The sequence below is a fragment of the Streptomyces sp. NPDC048664 genome, from assembly GCF_040650555.1.
Taxonomy (GTDB): Bacteria; Actinomycetota; Actinomycetes; order Streptomycetales; family Streptomycetaceae; genus Streptomyces.
Genome location: NZ_JBEZHK010000026.1, coordinates 1 through 17,796 on the forward strand (window position 1 = coordinate 1; position 17,796 = coordinate 17,796).

The window sequence follows — 17,796 nt, forward strand, 5'->3', positions numbered from 1 at the left end:
AAGATCACCAAGTCGACGCCGATGGGCTCGCTGGACGCGCCCTTCAACCCGGTGTCGCTGGCGATCGGCGCCGAGGCGTCGTTCGTGGCGGAGCCGAGCGCTCCGCCCCCTGACCCCTGTCAACGCCCGCGCAGCTCCCGGTACCTGGCCACGAGCGCCTTGGTGGAGCCGTCGAGGCCCGCCACCTCGGCGCCCTCGGTGAGGGCGGGCTCGATGCGCTTGGCGAGCACCTTGCCGAGTTCGACACCCCACTGGTCGAAGGAGTCGATGTTCCAGATCGCGCCCTGGACGAACACCTTGTGCTCGTAGAGGGCGATGAGCTGGCCGAGGACGGCGGGCGTCAGCTCCCTGGCCAGGATCGTGGTGGTGGGCTTGTCGCCCTTGAACGTCTTGTGCGCCACCAGCTCCTCGGGAACGCCCTCGGCGCGCACCTCCTCGGCCGTCTTGCCGAAGGCCAGCGCCTGGGTCTGCGCGAGGAAGTTGGCCATCAGCAGGTCGTGCTGCGCCTTGAGGCCCTCGCTCAGCTCCCCGACCGGCTCGGCGAACCCGATGAAGTCGGCCGGGATCAGCTTGGTGCCCTGGTGGATGAGCTGGTAGTAGGCGTGCTGGCCGTTGGTACCGGGCGTGCCCCACACCACGGGGCCGGTCTGCCAGGCGACCGGCTCGCCGTCGCGGTCCACCGACTTGCCGTTGGACTCCATGTCCAGCTGCTGGAGGTACGCGGTGAACTTGGACAGGTAGTGCGAGTACGGCAGCACGGCGTGCGACTGCGCGTCGTGGAAGTTGCCGTACCACACGCCCAGCAGGCCCAGCAGCAGCGGCACGTTGGACTCGGCGGGCGCCGTGCGGAAGTGCTCGTCGACGGTGTGGAAGCCGTCCAGCATCTCCCGGAAGCGGTCCGGGCCGATGGCGACCATCAGCGACAGGCCGATCGCCGAGTCGTAGGAGTACCGTCCGCCGACCCAGTCCCAGAACTCGAACATGTTGTCGGGGTCGATGCCGAACTCGGTGACCTTCCCCGCGTTCGTGGACAGCGCGACGAAGTGCCGGGCGACCGCCTCCTGTCCGGCCCCCAGGCCGGACAGGAGCCACTCGCGCGCCGAGGTGGCGTTGGTGATGGTCTCGATGGTGGTGAACGTCTTCGAGGCGATGATGAACAGCGTCTCGGCCGGGTCCAGACCGCGGGTGGCCTCATGGAGGTCCGCGCCGTCCACGTTGGACACGAAGCGGAGGGTCAGCGAGCGGTCGCTGAAGGCGCGCAGCGCCTCGTACGCCATCGCCGGGCCCAGGTCGGAACCGCCGATGCCGACGTTGACCACGTTCTTGATGCGCTTGCCGGTGTGGCCCTTCCACGCGCCCGAGCGGACCCGGTCGGCGAAGGCGGCCATCTTGTCCAGCACCGCGTGGACGTCCGGCACCACGTTCTCGCCGTCGACCTCGACCACCGCGCCGCGCGGCGCGCGCAGCGCGGTGTGCAGGACCGCCCGCCCCTCGGTGATGTTGATCTTCTCGCCGCGGAACATGGCGTCCCTCAGCCCGAACACGTCGGTGGCGGCGGCCAGCTCGCGCAGCAACCGCAGGGTCTCGTCGGTCACCAGGTGCTTGGAGTAGTCCACGTACAGGTCGCCGACCCGCAGGGCGTAGTCGGAGCCGCGCCCGGGGGCGGCCTCGAACAGCTCCCGCAGCCGCACCTCGCCGAGCTCCTCACGGTGCTTGGCGAGAGCGGTCCATTCGGGCGTCTGGTTGAGCCTGGTACGACTGTCTGCGTTCATCTGGGACTTCAGCCTTCTTCCTCGCGTGTGCTCGCCCCGCTGCGGGATCCAACCTAGTTGATCAGTCCGTCGGGTGACCGGCCGTCACGCCGTCGACGGGGTCAACAACAGATACGTCCTGCCGGCGGCTGGATGTCAACGCGATGACGCGGCGGGCCCGGAAAGGGCGGCCGCGAGCGGCGCCGGACCACGGAGGCCCGTACGTGAGGAGAAGGCGGCGCGGTCCTCCCGGACCCGCGTCGCCAAGGACTGTCCCGTGATCCCCGGCGGATCAGCGCGCGGCGTCGGACGCGGTGCATCGCCAGGCGAGGTGCCGTGGCCCTCGTCGCGCGCCCGCTGGGGACTGCGGGGCAGCTCTCAGATCTCGCCCCGGAGTTTCGCGAGCGCCTCGGCGAGGATCGCCTCGCCGTCCGCGTCGCTGCGCCGTTCCCGTACATACGCGAGATGCGTCTTGTAGGGCTCGGTGCGCGGCGGGTCCGGCGGGTTGTCCCGGTCCTGACCGGCCGGGAAGCCGCAGCGCGGGCAGTCCCAGTTGTCGGGAACCTGGGCGTCACTGGCGAAGCTCGGCTGCGTCTCGTGCCCGTTGGAGCACCAGAAAGAGATGCGCAGTCGCGGCGCGGACTCGCCGCGCTCGGCCTCGCCCATCGGCCCCGCCCCGACCCGGCTTCCTCGGATCGCGTTGCCACTTGCCACGGTCGTAACTCCCTGCGTGATGGTGCCGCGAAGCAGGTCGGCGTTTCTCTTCGCTGCGAGCGCCTCAGTCTACGTAAGGCCCAACGCGCGTCCAGTGATGGGAGTTACCCCCGCCGCCAGACGCACGCCCCATGATAGGCGGCGTCCTAAGACCCGTACCGAACATGGGGCGTTACGTACTCTATGTGCGGTTCACCGGCATGGAGCGCGCCGATGTCAGCCGTTGACCTTCATCAGGATGCCGAGCACCACGATGCAGGCGAGCCAGAGCAGACCGATCACGATGGTGATCCGGTCGAGGTTGCGCTCGGCGACCGAGGAGCCGCCGACGGAGGACTGCATGCCGCCACCGAACATGTCGGAGAGGCCGCCGCCCTTCCCCTTGTGCATCAGCACCAGCATCATCAGCATCAGGCTGAAGACGATCAGGGCGATCGAGAACCCCAGAACCACGGCTGGACCAACTTCCTCGGATTCGGATGACGACGGGGCCGAAGCCGTCGGGGAACCTTCACATTCCACCGAACGGTCTCGGCCCCGCAAGGGTACGACGAATCGTCCCTACCGCATACTCGCAACCTGCCGCTTCACCCGCGGCGACGGTTCACTGGTCGCGGAAGCGGACGATCTTGACGAACTCGTCGGCGTCCAGCGAGGCACCACCGACCAGCGCGCCGTCGATGTCCGGCTTCGCCATGATCTCCGCCACATTGCCGGACTTCACGGAGCCGCCGTACTGGATGCGGACCTGGTCGGCCACCTCCTGCGAGTACAGCTCGGCGAGCTTGCCGCGGATCGCCGCGCAGACCTCCTGGGCGTCGTCGGCGCCGCAGACCTTGCCGGTGCCGATGGCCCAGACGGGCTCGTAGGCGATCACGACCGTCGCGGCCTGCTCGGCCGGCAGGTCCTTCAGACCGCCCTCGACCTGGGACAGCGTGTGGGCGACGTGGTTGCCCGCGTCGCGGACCTCCAGCTCCTCGCCGACGCACAGGATCGGGGTCAGGCCGTGCTTGTAGGCGGCCTTGACCTTCGCGTTCACCAGTTCGTCGGTCTCGTCGTGGTACTGCCGGCGCTCGGAGTGGCCGATCGCCACGAACGTGCACTTCAGCTTCGCGAGCATCGAGCCCGAGATCTCACCGGTGTAGGCACCGGAGTCGTGCGCCGAGACGTCCTGGGCGCCGTACTTGATCTTGAGCTTGTCACCGTCGACCAGGGTCTGCACGGAGCGCAGATCGGTGAAGGGCGGCAGGACCGCGACCTCGACGGCGTCGTAGTCCTTGTCGGCCAGGGCGAAGGCGAGTTTCTGGACGTGGGCGATGGCCTCCAGGTGGTTGAGGTTCATCTTCCAGTTGCCCGCCATCAGCGGCGTGCGCGTGCTCATCGAGGTCAGTCCTCCAGTGCGGCGAGGCCGGGGAGCGTCTTGCCCTCGAGGTATTCGAGGGAGGCGCCGCCACCGGTCGAGATGTGGCCGAATGCGGATTCGTCGAATCCCAGGATGCGGACGGCGGCGGCGGAGTCGCCACCGCCGACCACGGTGTAGGCCGGGGAGTCGACGAGGGCCTGGGCGACCGCCTTGGTGCCCTCGGCGTAGTCGGGGTGCTCGAAGACGCCCATGGGGCCGTTCCAGAAGACGGTGGCCGCGTCGGCGAGCTTCGAGGCGTACAACTGGCGGGTCCGGGGACCGATGTCCAGACCCTCCTGGTCGGCCGGGATCGCGTCCGCGGCGACGACGGTGGGGTTGGCCGGGGCCTTGGTCTTCAGGTCCGGGAAGTCCGCGGAGACCAGCACGTCGACGGGCAGGAGCAGCTCGACGCCGTTCTTCTCCGCGCGCGCGATGTACTCGGTGACGGCCGGGATCTGGTCCTCCTGGAGGAGCGAGATGCCGACCTCGTGGCCCTTGGCCTTGAGGAAGGTGTAGGCCATGCCGCCGCCGATGAGCAGCCGGTCGGCCTTGTCCAGCAGGTGGTCGATGACAGCCAGCTTGTCCGACACCTTGGCGCCGCCGAGCGCGACGACGTAGGGCCGCTTCACGTCCTCGGTGAGCTTCTTCAGCACGCCGACCTCGGTGGCGATGAGGTGGCCGGCGTAGTGCGGCAGCCGGGCCGGGAGGTCGTACACGGAGGCGTGCTTGCGGTGCACCGCGCCGAAGCCGTCACCCACGTACACGTCGGCGAGCGCGGCGAGCCGGTCGGCGAACTCGCCGCGCTCGGTGTCGTCCTTGGACGTCTCGCCGGGGTTGAAGCGCAGGTTCTCGATCACCGCGACCTGTCCGGGCTGCAGTCCGTCCACCGCGTCATGGGCGGCGGGGCCCACGGTGTCGTCCGCGAAGGCGACGGGCGCGCCGAGGAGCTCGCCGAGGCGCTCGGCGGCGGGCAGCAGGGAGAAGGCGGGGTCCGGAGCGCCCTTGGGACGGCCCAGGTGCGAGGCGACCACCACCTTGGCGCCCGCGTCGGCGAGGGCCTTGACGGTGGGCAGGACGGCGCGGATGCGGCCGTCGTCGGTGATGAGGCCGTCGGCCAGCGGGACGTTCAGGTCGGCGCGGACGAAGACCCGCTTGCCGTCCACGCCTTCGGAGAGGAGTTCGTCGATCGTCTTCATAAAGGGGACTCCTGGGGAGGGGCTCTTGATCGTACGAGGGCAGGTCGGCCCGGCACACGGGCGGGGCCCGGTGGCACGGGGCCGGTGACGCGCGTCGGAGTCGGGGCGGCACACGGGCACCGGTGACGCGCGTCAGGGCCCGGGCGGCGCGACGCTGCGCTGCCCGAGCCCCGCTATCGCATCGGGATGCCTGATGCGGCGATCAGAGCTGGTTGCCGACGAAGACCGTCAGGTCGACCAGTCGGTTGGAGTAGCCCCACTCGTTGTCGTACCAGCCGATGACCTTCACGCTCTTGCCCTCCTGGACCATGGTCAGGGAGGAGTCGAAGGTGCAGGACGCCGGCGCGTTGACGATGTCCGAGGAGACGATCTCGTCCTCGGTGTACTCGAGGATGCCCTTCAGCTCGCCCTCGGCGGCCTTCTGGAAGGCGGCGTTGACCTCTTCCTTGGTGACCTCGCGGCTGAGCTCCACGACCAGGTCGGTGACCGAGCCGGTGGGCACCGGGACGCGCATGGCCATGCCGTCCAGCTTGCCCTTGAGCTGGGGCAGGACCAGGGCGGTGGCCTTCGCGGCGCCGGTGGTGGTCGGGATGATGTTCTCGGCGGCCGCGCGGGCACGGCGCAGGTCCTTGTGCGGGAAGTCCAGGATGCGCTGGTCGTTGGTGTACGCGTGCACCGTGGTCATCAGACCCTTGACGATGCCGAAGTTCTCGTCGAGGACCTTCGCCATCGGGGCCACGCAGTTGGTGGTGCAGGAGGCGTTGGAGATGACGTGGTGGCCGGCCGGGTCGTACGCGTCCTGGTTGACGCCCATGACGATGGTGACGTCCTCGTTCTTGGCCGGGGCCGAGATGATGACCTTCTTCGCGCCACCGGCGATGTGCTTCTCGGCGTCTTCCTTCTTGGTGAAGATGCCGGTCGACTCGATGACGATGTCCACGCCCAGCTCGCCCCACGGGATGTCGGCGGGGTCGCGCTCGGAGAGGACCTTGATCGTCTTGCCGCCGACGGTGATGGTGTCCTGCGTGTGGGACACCTCCTCCCTCAGCCGGCCGAGGATCGTGTCGTACTTCAGCAGATGGGCGGTGGTCGCGGTGTCACCCAGGTCGTTGACGGCCACGATCTCGATGTCCGCGCCCTGCTCCAGCAGTGCGCGGAAATAGTTACGACCGATGCGGCCAAAGCCGTTGATGCCTACGCGGATCGTCACGAACCGATCTCCTCGTTGGTAGCCGGCTGCGGACGCCGGCGAGCTGTATGTGATGTCCCCGACCACCCACGACCCTACCCCTCCGAAGCCGCCGTAGTGACATCCAGACGCCTCATACACGGCAGTGCGGTCCTTACCCGCCAGTAGGGGTACGGACCGCCCGCGAACGAGGGCGGCGGGCGGTGCCCGGGGGCCTCGGACACCCGAGGACCCTCGCGTGATTCCGCCGTATCCCCCGTGGACGACAGGAGCCGGTGCCGTCGTCCCAAACGGGCGACGGCACCGGCGTGTTGGCGGGCGCGGCGGGGGGGGGCTCCATCAGCCCGCCAGGTTGTCCGCCATCTCCTCGCTGAGATTGGACTCGGTGCCCGGGATGCCGAGGTCGGTGGCCCGCTTGTCGGCCATCGCGAGCAGACGGCGGATGCGGCCCGCGACCGCGTCCTTGGTCAGCGGCGGGTCGGCGAGAGCGCCCAACTCCTCCAGGGATGCCTGCTTGTGCTCCATCCGCAGCCGCCCCGCGGCCGCGAGGTGCTCGGGGACCTCCTCGCCGAGGATCTCCAGAGCGCGGGCGACCCGCGCCCCGGCGGCTACGGCGGCACGGGCCGAACGGCGCAGGTTGGCGTCGTCGAAGTTGGCCAGGCGGTTCGCCGTGGCGCGGACCTCGCGGCGCATCCGCCGCTCCTCCCAGGCCAGCACCGACTCGTGCGCGCCCAGCCGGGTCAGCAGCGCGCCGATCGCGTCGCCGTCCCGCACGACCACGCGGTCGACGGTGCGCACCTCGCGGGCCTTCGCGGCGATGGAGAGCCTGCGGGCGGCGCCGACCAGGGCGAGCGCCGCCTCCGGGCCGGGGCAGGTCACCTCCAGCGAGGAGGAGCGGCCGGGCTCGGTCAGCGAGCCGTGCGCCAGGAAGGCGCCGCGCCAGGCGGCCTCCGCGTCGCAGGTGGCCCCGGACACGACCTGCGGCGGCAGACCGCGGATCGGGCGGCCCCGGCCGTCGACGAGTCCGGTCTGGCGGGCCAGCTGGTCACCGCCCGCCACGACCCGCACCACATAGCGCGAACCGCGGCGCAGGCCGCCGGGCGCCATCACGATCAGCTCGGAGCTGTGGCCGAAGATCTCCAGGATGTCGCGCTTGACCCGCCGGGCCGCCATCGCGGTGTCCAGCTCCGCCTCGATCACGATCCGGCCGCTGACCAGGTGCAGCCCGCCCGCGAACCGCAGGATCGCCGAGACCTCCGCCTTTCTGCAGCAGGTCCGGGTGACGGGAAGCCGGGAGATCTCGTCTTTCACCGCTGCCGTCATCGCCATGGGCCGATCCTTCCATGCATCCGAAAAATACGGTCGTACGCGGCGGCCAGCAGCTCCGGGTCGTGCCGCGGGGTTCCGTCGGCCCGGGCCACCGGTGCCAGCTCGACCGCGGCGCCGAACCGCTTGGCGGCCTCGTTGAGCAAGGCGCGGTCGGGCACGGCGGCCTGGTCGGCGAGCACCACGTCCAGGGCGAGTTTAGGGGCGTGTCGTCCCAAAACCTCCAAATGACGCTGCGGGGAGAAGCCCGCGGTCTCTCCCGGCTGCGGCGCGAGGTTCAAGGAGAGCACCCGGCGCGCCTTCGTCTCCGTCAGCGCGTCCAGGAGCTCCGGCACCAGCAGGTGCGGGATCACCGAGGAGAACCAGGAGCCGGGTCCGAGCACCACCCAGTCGGCGTCCAGGACCGCCGCGACGGCCTCGGACACCGCGGGCGGGTCGGGCGGCAGCAGGTGCACGGACTGCACCTCTCCGCGGGTGAGCGCGACGGTCGCCTGACCCCGCACGGTGCCGACCTCGTCCGGGTGCTCCGGGTCGTGCCCCTTGACCAGGGCCTCGAGCGCCAGGGGCACGGCGGACATGGGCAGCACCCGGCCGTGGGCCCCCAGCAGCCGGCCCACCAGGTCGAGCGCCTGGACATGATCGCCGAGCTGCTCCCACAGGGCCACGATCAGCAGGTTGCCGACCGCGTGGTCGTGCAGGTCGCCCTGGGAGTGGAAACGGTGCTGGATGACGCGCGACCAGGTCTGACCCCAGTCGTCGTCGCCGCACAGCGCGGCCAGCGCCTTGCGCAGGTCGCCGGGCGGCAGCACCCCGAGCTCGTCGCGCAGACGACCGCTGGATCCCCCGTCGTCGGCGACGGTGACCACGGCCGTCAGGTCACCGGTGATACGGCGCAGCGCGGCGAGCGAGGCGGACAGGCCCATGCCGCCGCCGAGGGCGACCACCTTGGGCTGGGCGGCGCGGCGGCGCGCCCGGCCGCCGCGGGCCTCGGCGGGATGTGGGCCACGTCCCTCGGCCACCACCCGCCGCAGCCTGCTCAGCCGCAGAGTACGTCCGGTCACTCGCGCCCCATGTCCCGGTGCACGACCACGGTCTCCACGCCTTCGGCCGCCAGGCGGGCGGCCAGCTTCTCGGACATCGCGACGGAGCGGTGCTTGCCGCCCGTGCAACCGATCGCGATGGTCACATAGCGCTTGCCCTCGCGGCGGTACCCAGCCGCGATGAGCCGCAGCAGCTCGGCGTAGCGGTCCAGGAAGTCCTTGGCGCCGGGCTGGTTGAAGACGTAGGCGGCGACCTCCTCGTTGAGTCCGGTGAAGGGGCGCAGCTCGGGGACCCAGTGGGGGTTGGGCAGGAAACGCATGTCCGCGACGAGGTCGGCGTCCACCGGGAGGCCGTACTTGAAGCCGAAGGACATGACGGTGGCCCGCAGCTCGGGCTCCTCCTCGCCCGCGAACTGGGCGTCCATCTTCGCGCGCAGCTCGTGCACGTTGAGGCTGGAGGTGTCTATCACCAGATCGGCGTCACCGCGCAGCTCCCGCAGCAGCTCCCGCTCGGCGGCGATGCCGTCGACGATACGGCCGTCGCCCTGGAGGGGGTGCGGTCGGCGGACGGACTCGAAGCGGCGCACCAGGGCGTCGTCCGAGGACTCCAGGAACACGATCCGCCGGGTGACGTGCTTGGCCTCCAGGTCCGCCAGGGACTCGCGGAGGTTGTCGAAGAAGCGCCGGCCGCGGACGTCCACCACGACCGCGATCCGGGCGACGTTGCCCTGGGAGCGGGCGCCCAGCTCCACCATGGTGGGGATCAGGGCCGGCGGCAGGTTGTCCACGACGAACCAGCCGAGGTCCTCCAGACACTTGGCCGCCGTCGACCGGCCCGCGCCGGACATCCCGGAGATGATCACCAGTTCGGGGATGCCCGCGTCCGGCATGCCCGCACTCTCACTGCCCGTCGTCACCTGTGCTCCGTCTTTCTGGCCCGGGGGCCGGCGCGTCCCGTTCTCGGCGCCCGTCTCCTCATGAGCCGGGCGGCCCTGTGCTGAGCGTTCTTCCGCGCTCTTGTCGTGCTCGCTCATGTCTCCTGCCCCCGTCGCTCGTGCGAGGGACCCGCGGACACGGGCTCCCCCGGGGAACCCGTCGTCGCGGGTTCCTCCTCTTCCATGATCTCTCCGGTCGCCGTGTTCACGGCGGGTGCGGCCGGGGCCGCCTGGGCGAGGGCCACGGCGATCGTCTCGGCCGTCTTGCGGCCGATGCCGGGGACCTCCTGGATCTGGTCGATTGTCGCGGACCGGAGCTTCTTCACCGAGCCGAAATGCTTGATCAGTGCTTGTTTGCGTGTCTCGCCGAGGCCGGCCACGTCGTCCAGCGGGCTCGACCGCAGACGCTTGGTCCGTTTGGACCGCTGATAGGTGATCGCGAAGCGGTGCGCCTCGTCGCGGACGCGCTGGAGCAGATAGAGGCCCTCGCTGGTGCGGGGCAGCACCACCGGGTCGTCCTCGTCGGGCAGCCACACCTCCTCCAGCCGCTTGGCGAGCCCGCACACGGCGATGTCGTCGACACCGAGCTCGTCCAGGGCCCGCTTGGCGGCGGCGACCTGGGGCTGCCCGCCGTCCACGACGACGAGCTGCGGGGGGTAGGCGAACCGCCTGGGCCGGCCGTCGTCCTCGGTGAGCGGCTCCCCGTCCGCCCACTCCCCCGTCCTCTCCTTGTCCGCGAGGTAGCGCTTGAAGCGGCGGGTGACCACCTCGTGCATGGACCTGACGTCGTCCTGGCCCTCGAAGCCCTTGATCTGGAAGCGCCGGTACTCGCTCTTGCGCTGCAGCCCGTCCTCGAAGACGACCATGGACGCCACGACGTCCTCGCCCTGCAGGTGCGAGATGTCGTAGCACTCGATCCGGAGCGGGGCGCCGTCCAGGTCGAGGGCCTCGGCGATCTCCTCCAGGGCGCGCGAGCGGGTGGTCAGGTCGGAGGCTCGCTTGGTCTTGTGCAGGGCGAGGGTCTGCTGGGCGTTGCGCTGCACGGTCTCCATCAGCGCCTTCTTGTCGCCGCGCTGCGGGACGCGCAGCGACACACCGGACCCGCGGCGGTCGGTGAGCCAGTCCTGCACGGGCTCTATGGGCTCGGGGAGCGCCGGGACCAGGACCTCCCTGGGGACGGCGTCGCCCCTCTCCTCGCCGTACAGCTGCTGGAGGGCGTGCTCGACCAGGGCCGCGGTGGTGACGTCCTCGACCTTGTCGGTGACCCAGCCGCGCTGGCCGCGGACACGTCCGCCGCGGACGTGGAAGATCTGCACGGCCGCCTCCAGCTCGTCCTCGGCGACCGCGATCAGATCGGCGTCGGTCGCGTCGGTGAGCACGACCGCGCTCTTCTCCATGGCCTTCTTCAGCGCCTCGATGTCGTCGCGCAGGCGGGCCGCCCGCTCGTACTCCATCTCCTCGGCGGCCAGGGCCATCCGCTTCTCCAGGCGGCGCAGGTGGGTGCCGGTGCGCCCCGCCATGAAGTCGCAGAACTCCTCGGCCAGGTCCCTGTGGTCCTCGGGTTCGATCCGGCCGACGCAGGGAGCGGAGCACTTGCCGATGTAGCCGAGCAGGCAGGGGCGACCGGTGCGGGCGGCGTTCTTGAACACCCCGGCGGAGCAGGTGCGCACGGGGAAGACGCGCAGCAGCAGGTCCACCGTGTCGCGGATCGCCCACGCGTGCCCGTAGGGACCGAAGTAGCGCACGCCCTTGCGTTTGTGGCCGCGCATCACCTGGACCCGCGGGAACTCCTCGTTCATCGTCACCGCGAGATACGGATAGCTCTTGTCGTCGCGGTACTTGACGTTGAACCGGGGGTCGAACTCCTTGATCCAGGTGTACTCCAGCTGGAGGGCCTCGACCTCCGTGGACACGACCGTCCACTCCACGGACGCGGCCGTGGTGACCATGGTGCGCGTGCGCGGGTGAAGATGCGCCAAGTCCTGGAAGTAGTTCGCCAGGCGCTGGCGCAGGCTCTTCGCCTTTCCGACGTAGATCACCCGGCGGTGCTCGTCCCGGAACTTGTACACCCCGGGAGAGTCCGGGATCTGTCCCGGCTTGGGGCGGTAGCTGGAGGGGTCGGCCATGTCTCACACCCTACTGGCGGGGGCCGACAGCGCGATGACCCTGTGGACAACCCCGGACGCGGCCGGTGACCGAGGGGGCTCGCGGCGCCGGGATCGGGCCTTGTGAACCGGCCACACGGGCACGGAGTCTTCCGTGGCGTACGCATCCAGTGTTGTCGGGGCCTGGTGGACACGCTTCAATGCGGGAAGCCCTCGGGCCGTGATCGGCGAGGTCCGCTTGTGAACGGACCCCGCACGCCCCGTCCGGCCCGGCACTACCTCTCGCGGGCGGTCCGACCAGCCTCCGCGGGCATTCACAGAAAGGCCCCCTGTATGCCGCACGGCACACAGCACGCTGACGTCGCCCCGGCGGAGTTGGAGGCGGCCCTGCTCGGCGGCCCCTTCCACGTCGCGCTGCGCGCCGCGATCACCGCCCGTGGACTGCCCCTGCAACGGGTGCAGCACCATCTGTCGCGGTACGGGGTCCGGGTCGGCGTGACGAGCCTGAGCTACTGGCAGCAAGGCGCGCGGCGCCCCCAGCGACCCGAGTCCCTGCGCGCGGTGCGCGCCCTGGAGGAGATACTCCAGCTCCCGGACGAGTCCTTGATCCGGCTGCTGACCTCGGCGGACGATCCGGCCGGCGCGGACCGTCCCCCGGGCCGCTCCTATCGCTCCCTGGTGGAGGCGTCGGGTGCGCTGGAGCACCTTCTGGCGGAGCTCGGTTCACCGCTGGACTGCGGGGTGCACAGCATCGGCCACCACGAACGTGTCCGCATCGGGAGGCGGCGGGAGCTGCTGGCCCGCGAGTCGCAGCACATCGTGCGGGCCCACGCGGACCATGTGGACCGCTTCGTCGCCGTTCACCACGGCGACCCCGGATGCCGCCCGGACCGGGTCGGGGTGCACGCGCTGGAGAACTGCCGGACGGGACGGGTGCGCTGGCACGAGGACACCGGCGTCCTGGCCGCGGAGCTGCTCTTCGACACGAGCCTGCGCACCGGCGACACGTTCCTGTTCCGCTACGCCTTCGAGGACGGCACCGCGGACGCCTCCCGGGAGTACCTGCGTGGCTTCGCCTGCGCGGGCGGGCAGTACGCGCTCCAGGTGAGCTTCGACGAGGAGGCGCTACCGGTGCGCTGCCACCGCTTCGCCCAGCACTCGGCCGCCGCCCCGCGCAGCGGCCGGCAGGAGCTGAGCCTGAGCGGGCGCCATCGCTCGGTGCACCTGGTGGAGCAGCGGGTCAGGGCGGGTGTGGTGGGGATCGGGTGGGACTGGGAGTGAGGCGCCTGCCCGGGTGAGCCGTCAGGCCGCCGGGCCCGCCACGATCCGGCCGTTCTTCACCTCGACGGACAGTTCGTGCAGCGGCTCGGTGGCCGGGGCCTGCACCACCTCGCCGGTGACAGCGTCGAACCGGCTGCCGTGGCACGGGCAGACGAGGGTCGTGCCGGAGAGCTTGCCGATGGCGCACCCGGCGTGCGTGCAGATCGTGCTGTACGCCTTCAGGGAACCGTCCTGGGCGCGGCTCACCACGACGTTCGCGTCCCGGTACAGCTTCGCGCCGCCCTTGGGGACCTCGCTCTCGGATCCCAGGGCCACCGGCGCGGTCGGCTCGGCGGGCGTCGCCTGGCCGCCCGTGGAACAGGCCGTCAGGCCGATCCCGGCGACGGGGGCGAGGGCCGCGCCGCGAAGGACGGTACGACGGGTGGCCGCGGGACGGGCGGACATGGGGACTCCCCTGGTCAAGCGGGTGCGCGCCGGCCGGTGCGCCACGGCCGACGATACCCGGGGCGGTCGTACCGAGTCGGGGCGGGGACGGGGCGGGGCCCGGCGGGGCGCGTGGGCGGGGCAGGATGGGGCAGGGACGTACGCGCGGAGAAGGGGAAGGGGACTGTCCTGTGATCGTCGTCGCCGGTGAGGCCCTGATCGACCTGGTGCCGCAGGGCGCGGGGGCGCTCGCGCCGCTGAGGCCCACGCCCGGCGGCGGACCGTACAACACCGCCGTCGCCCTCGGCCGGCTCGGCTCCCGCACGGCCTTCCTCTCCCGCCTGTCCCACGACGCCTTCGGCGAGAGCCTGCTCGACGGGTTGCGGCGGGCGGGCGTGGACGTCTCGGCCGTGCAGCGCGGCACGGAGCCGACCACGCTGGCGGTCGCGGCGATCGACGCGCAGGGCTCGGCGGCCTACACCTTCTACGTCGACGGCACCGCCGACCGGCTGTTCACGGCGCCGGCGCGGCTTCCGGGCCACACCCGGGCCGTCTCGTTCGGCACCTGCTCCCTCGTCCTCGAACCGGGCGCCTCCGCGTACGAGGAGGTGCTGCGCGACGCCCACGCGCGCGGCGTGTTCACGGCACTCGACCCGAACATCCGCACCGGGTTGATCCCGGACCCGGACGCCTACCGAGCGCGTTTCTGGAGCTGGCTGCCGTCGGTGTCCCTGCTCAAGCTCTCGGCCGAGGACGCCTCGTGGCTGGGCGGCACCCCGCGTGCGTGGCTGGACCGCGGGCCCTCGGCTGTCGTCGTCACCCATGGCGGCGACGGGCTGACCGTCCTCACCCGCGACGGGTCGGAGCACTCCGTGCCGGGGGTGAAGGTCGACGTCGTGGACACCATCGGCGCCGGCGACACCGTCAACGCGGCGCTGCTGCACGGTCTGGCCGCCCGTGACGCCCTCTCCCCCGCCGCCCTGGCCGGCCTGGGCCCCGACGACTGGACCGGGCTGCTGGGCTTCGCGGCCCGCGCCGCGGCCATCACCTGCTCCCGGGCGGGAGCCGAACCGCCCTACGGGTCCGAACTGGCGGGTGCGTGAGGGCCGTTCGGCCCGCGGGCACACCCGGTCGGCGACGCCCCGGAACGCGCGGAGCGTTCCGGGGCGGGGTCCTGCGTCCCGGCGTCAGGCCTTGGGGGCCCGCGTGGTCTTCTTCGCGGGTGCCGCCTTCTTCACGGCTCCGGCCGCCTTCTTGGCTCCGGCCGCCTTCTTGGCCGCCGTGCTGTTGGCCGTCCTCACCGTCTTGGCCGTCGTGGTCTTCTTCGCCGCCGACCCTGCCGCGACGGTCTTCCTCGCCGCCGTCCTGCGCGGTGCCCTCACGGAGGCCGCGTCGCTGACGCGCTCGGCTCCGAGGACCTCGCGCAGGAACTTCCCGGTGTGGCTGGACGGGACCCCCGCGACCTCCTCCGGCGTGCCCTCGGCGACGACCAGGCCGCCGCCGGCGCCGCCCTCGGGCCCCATGTCCACGATCCAGTCGGCGGTCTTGATGACGTCGAGGTTGTGCTCGATGACGATGACCGTGTTGCCCTTGTCGACCAGTCCGCCGAGCACGGTGAGCAGTTTGCTGATGTCCTCGAAGTGCAGACCGGTGGTCGGCTCGTCCAGCACGTAGACCGTGCGCCCGGTGGAGCGCTTCTGCAGTTCGCTGGCGAGCTTCACGCGCTGGGCCTCGCCGCCGGACAGGGTGGTGGCGGACTGACCCAGGCGGACGTAGCCGAGACCGACGTCGTTCAGTGTCCTCAGGTGCCGGGCGATCGCCGGGACGGCCTCGAAGAAGTGCAGCGCCTCCTCGATCGGCATGTTGAGGATGTCGGCGATGGACTTGCCCTTGTAGTGGACCTCCAGGGTCTCCCGGTTGTAGCGGGCGCCGTGGCAGACCTCGCACGGGACGTAGACGTCCGGGAGGAAGTTCATCTCGATCTTGATGGTGCCGTCGCCCGCGCAGTTCTCGCAGCGGCCGCCCTTGACGTTGAAGGAGAAGCGGCCCTGCAGGTAGCCGCGCACCTTCGCCTCGGCGGTCTCGGCGAACAGCTTGCGGACGTGGTCGAAGACACCGGTGTACGTGGCCGGGTTGGACCGGGGCGTGCGGCCGATGGGCGACTGGTCGACGTGCACCACCTTGTCCACGAGGTCGTCGCCGTCCACGCGCGTGTGCCGGCCGGGCACGCTCCGCGCGCCGTTCAGCTCGCGGGCCAGGTGCGTGTAGAGGATGTCGTTGACCAGCGTGGACTTCCCCGATCCCGACACGCCGGTGACGGCGGTGAACACGCCGAGCGGGAAGGAGACGTCGATGTCCTGGAGGTTGTTCTCGCGGGCGCCGTGCACCGTGAGCTGCCGGGACGGGTCGTGCGGGCGCCTGATCCCGGGCAGCGGGATCGACTTCCTGCCCGAGAGGTACTGGCCGGTCTGGGACTCGGCGTTGGCGAGCAGTTCCTCGAGGGAGCCACTGTGCACGACCTTGCCGCCGTGCTCGCCCGCGCCGGGGCCGACGTCGACGATCCAGTCGGCGACCTTGATGGTGTCCTCGTCGTGCTCGACCACGATGAGGGTGTTGCCCATGTCGCGCAGCCGGACCAGGGTCTCGATCAGCCGGTGGTTGTCGCGCTGGTGCAGGCCGATGGACGGTTCGTCCAGGACGTAGAGGACGCCGACGAGGCCGGAGCCGATCTGGGTGGCCAGCCGGATGCGCTGGGCCTCTCCGCCGGAGAGCGTGCCCGCCGCGCGGTTCAGCGACAGGTAGTCCAGGCCGACGTCGACCAGGAACCGCAGCCGCTCGTTGACCTCCTTCAGGACCCGCTCGGCGATCTTCTTGTCGCGGGCGTCCAGCTTCAGTCGGCCGAGGAAGTCCGCGCAGTCGCTGATCGACATCCCGGAGACCTCGGCGATGGACTTGTCCATGACCGTGACCGCGAGGACGACCGGCTTGAGGCGGGTGCCCTGGCAGCTCGGGCAGGGCACCTCGCGCATGTAGCCCTCGAAGCGCTCACGGCTGGCGTCGCTCTCGGCCTCGCTGTGCCGGCGCTTCACGAAGGGGACGGCCCCTTCGAAGGGCGTCGTGTACACCCGCTCGCGCCCGTACCGGTTGCGGTAGCGGACCTCGATCTGGGTCTTGTGCCCGTGCAGCAGGGCCTTCTTGGCTCGCTGCGGGAGTCCCGCGAACGGGATGTCGGTGCGGAAGCCCAGCGCGCCGGCCAGGGCGTCGACGAGGCGGCCGAAGTAGTCCTTGGTGTGCCCGTGCGACCAGGGGTGGATGGCTCCCTCGTCCAGGCTCTTGTCCTCGTCCGGGACGATCAGCTCCGGGTCGACCTCCATGCGCGTACCGATGCCGGTGCACTCGGGGCAGGCGCCGAAGGGCGAGTTGAAGGAGAAGGAGCGGGGCTCCAGCTCCTCGAAGGACAGGTCGTCGTACGAGCAGTACAGGTGCTCCGAGTACATGCGCTCGCGCTCGGGGTCGTCCTCGGGAAGGTCGACGAAGTCGAGCACGACCATGCCGCCGGACAGGCCGAGCGCGGTCTCCACGGAGTCGGTGAGGCGGCGCTTGGCGGAGTCCTTCACCGTGAGGCGGTCGACCACCACCTCGATGGTGTGCTTCTCCTGCTTCTTCAGCGTGGGCGGGCTGGAGAGCTGGATCGTCTCGCCGTCCACGCGCGCGCGGCTGTAGCCCTTGGTCTGCAGGTCGGCGAAGAGGTCGACGAACTCCCCCTTGCGCTCACGCACCAGCGGCGACAGCACCTGGAAGCGGCTTCCCTCCGGAAGCTCCAGGACCCTGTCCACGATGGCCTGCGGCGACTGGCGCGAGATGGGGCGCCGGCATTCGGGGCAGTGGGGCTTGCCGATGCGCGCGAAGAGCAGCCTCAGGTAGTCGTAGACCTCGGTGATCGTGCCGACCGTCGAGCGCGGGTTGCGGGAGGTGGACTTCTGGTCGATGGAGACCGCGGGCGACAGTCCCTCGATGAAGTCGACGTCCGGCTTGTCCATCTGTCCGAGGAACTGCCGGGCGTACGAGGACAGCGACTCCACGTAGCGGCGCTGGCCCTCCGCGAAGATCGTGTCGAAGGCCAGCGAGGACTTGCCCGACCCCGACAGGCCCGTGAAGACGATGAGCGAGTCACGTGGCAGGTCGAGCGAGACATTCTTCAGATTGTGCTCGCGCGCGCCACGGACGATGAGACGGTCGGCCACGCCGGTCCGCACCTTTCTTGAGAGAAGCGACAGGGGCGGGGCCCCCGTGCTTTCTCAGACTAGGGGGAGCCACTGACAACGCCGGTCGGATTCATGGGTTCACAACAATCCCGGACCCTCCAGCATGCCCGACGTCGACTTCGACCATATAGCACGTGCATTCGATTTGCGGGTCCGGTCGACGTCCTTC

The 17,796-nt window shown here is 70.7% G+C and carries 14 protein-coding genes; 2 read left to right on the plus strand and 12 right to left on the minus strand.

The genetic code is table 11. From position 1 onward, the window contains the following. Positions 1 to 119: 119 nt before the first annotated feature. The 10 genes from pgi to uvrC all read right to left on the minus strand — a co-directional run bounded on the left by pgi (position 120) and on the right by uvrC (position 11,679). Positions 120 to 1,772, minus strand: coding sequence for a glucose-6-phosphate isomerase (pgi, locus tag AB0C59_RS25220; RefSeq protein ID WP_363008302.1), 1,653 nt, complete (start codon positions 1,770 to 1,772; stop codon positions 120 to 122). Positions 1,773 to 2,129: 357 nt separating this feature from the next. Then, positions 2,130 to 2,465, minus strand: coding sequence for an RNA polymerase-binding protein RbpA (locus tag AB0C59_RS25225; protein WP_078947476.1), 336 nt, complete (start codon positions 2,463 to 2,465; stop codon positions 2,130 to 2,132). Positions 2,466 to 2,681: 216 nt separating this feature from the next. Beyond that, a complete protein-coding gene (secG, locus tag AB0C59_RS25230) occupies positions 2,682 to 2,918 on the minus strand; it encodes a preprotein translocase subunit SecG (protein WP_363008304.1) in 237 nt (78 codons plus the stop codon). Between the two features lie 151 nt (positions 2,919 to 3,069). Beyond that, positions 3,070 to 3,846 carry a triose-phosphate isomerase gene (tpiA, locus tag AB0C59_RS25235; RefSeq protein WP_363008306.1) on the minus strand — a complete coding sequence of 259 codons (777 nt, stop codon included), beginning with the start codon at positions 3,844 to 3,846 and terminating at the stop codon, positions 3,070 to 3,072. Between the two features lie 5 nt (positions 3,847 to 3,851). Next, a complete protein-coding gene (locus AB0C59_RS25240; RefSeq protein ID WP_363008308.1) occupies positions 3,852 to 5,063 on the minus strand; it encodes a phosphoglycerate kinase in 1,212 nt (403 codons plus the stop codon). A gap of 202 nt (positions 5,064 to 5,265) precedes the next feature. Continuing rightward, on the minus strand, positions 5,266 to 6,273 hold the full coding sequence (gap, locus tag AB0C59_RS25245; protein WP_363008310.1) for a type I glyceraldehyde-3-phosphate dehydrogenase: 1,008 nt from the start codon (positions 6,271 to 6,273) through the stop codon (positions 5,266 to 5,268). Positions 6,274 to 6,591: 318 nt separating this feature from the next. After that, complete coding sequence (gene whiA, locus AB0C59_RS25250; protein WP_363008312.1) at positions 6,592 to 7,581, minus strand: DNA-binding protein WhiA; 990 nt, start codon at positions 7,579 to 7,581, stop codon at positions 6,592 to 6,594. Beyond that, on the minus strand, positions 7,572 to 8,639 hold the full coding sequence (gene yvcK / locus AB0C59_RS25255) for a uridine diphosphate-N-acetylglucosamine-binding protein YvcK (protein ID WP_363008314.1): 1,068 nt from the start codon (positions 8,637 to 8,639) through the stop codon (positions 7,572 to 7,574). Before yvcK ends, whiA begins: the two co-directional genes overlap by 10 nt. Beyond that, on the minus strand, positions 8,636 to 9,652 hold the full coding sequence (gene rapZ / locus AB0C59_RS25260) for an RNase adapter RapZ (RefSeq protein ID WP_363008316.1): 1,017 nt from the start codon (positions 9,650 to 9,652) through the stop codon (positions 8,636 to 8,638). Before rapZ ends, yvcK begins: the two co-directional genes overlap by 4 nt. Next, positions 9,649 to 11,679, minus strand: a complete 2,031-nt coding sequence (gene uvrC, locus AB0C59_RS25265) for an excinuclease ABC subunit UvrC (RefSeq protein WP_363008318.1) — start codon at positions 11,677 to 11,679, stop codon at positions 9,649 to 9,651. Before uvrC ends, rapZ begins: the two co-directional genes overlap by 4 nt. Before the next feature lie 312 nt (positions 11,680 to 11,991). Here uvrC and AB0C59_RS25270 point away from each other — a divergent pair, with 312 nt between their 5' ends. Next, positions 11,992 to 12,939, plus strand: coding sequence for a hypothetical protein (locus AB0C59_RS25270; RefSeq protein ID WP_363008320.1), 948 nt, complete (start codon positions 11,992 to 11,994; stop codon positions 12,937 to 12,939). A 21-nt stretch (positions 12,940 to 12,960) separates the two neighbouring features. Here AB0C59_RS25270 and AB0C59_RS25275 read toward each other — a convergent pair whose 3' ends face one another. Further along, a complete protein-coding gene (locus tag AB0C59_RS25275; protein ID WP_363008322.1) occupies positions 12,961 to 13,383 on the minus strand; it encodes a Rieske (2Fe-2S) protein in 423 nt (140 codons plus the stop codon). A gap of 170 nt (positions 13,384 to 13,553) precedes the next feature. On the opposite strand from AB0C59_RS25275, the gene AB0C59_RS25280 reads away from it, so the two are divergent. Then, a complete protein-coding gene (locus AB0C59_RS25280; RefSeq protein ID WP_363008324.1) occupies positions 13,554 to 14,465 on the plus strand; it encodes a carbohydrate kinase in 912 nt (303 codons plus the stop codon). An 84-nt stretch (positions 14,466 to 14,549) separates the two neighbouring features. Here the strand turns inward: AB0C59_RS25280 and uvrA are convergent, their stop codons facing one another. Beyond that, the gene (uvrA, locus tag AB0C59_RS25285) at positions 14,550 to 17,606 is read right to left on the minus strand and encodes an excinuclease ABC subunit UvrA (RefSeq protein ID WP_363008326.1); all 3,057 of its coding nucleotides are present in this window, start codon (positions 17,604 to 17,606) and stop codon (positions 14,550 to 14,552) included. Between the last annotated feature and the right edge of the window lie 190 nt (positions 17,607 to 17,796).

What these genes read in the sequence shown, in the direction of transcription:
- pgi (WP_363008302.1), bottom strand. Translation starts at nt 1,772, where the DNA reads ATGAACGCAGACAGTCGTACCAGGCTCAACCAGACGCCCGAATGGACC.
- tpiA (WP_363008306.1), bottom strand. Translation starts at nt 3,846, where the DNA reads ATGAGCACGCGCACGCCGCTGATGGCGGGCAACTGGAAGATGAACCTC.
- AB0C59_RS25240 (WP_363008308.1), bottom strand. Translation starts at nt 5,063, where the DNA reads ATGAAGACGATCGACGAACTCCTCTCCGAAGGCGTGGACGGCAAGCGG.
- whiA (WP_363008312.1), bottom strand. Translation starts at nt 7,581, where the DNA reads ATGGCGATGACGGCAGCGGTGAAAGACGAGATCTCCCGGCTTCCCGTC.
- rapZ (WP_363008316.1), bottom strand. Translation starts at nt 9,652, where the DNA reads ATGAGCGAGCACGACAAGAGCGCGGAAGAACGCTCAGCACAGGGCCGC.
- uvrC (WP_363008318.1), bottom strand. Translation starts at nt 11,679, where the DNA reads ATGGCCGACCCCTCCAGCTACCGCCCCAAGCCGGGACAGATCCCGGAC.
- AB0C59_RS25270 (WP_363008320.1), top strand. Translation starts at nt 11,992, where the DNA reads ATGCCGCACGGCACACAGCACGCTGACGTCGCCCCGGCGGAGTTGGAG.
- AB0C59_RS25275 (WP_363008322.1), bottom strand. Translation starts at nt 13,383, where the DNA reads ATGTCCGCCCGTCCCGCGGCCACCCGTCGTACCGTCCTTCGCGGCGCG.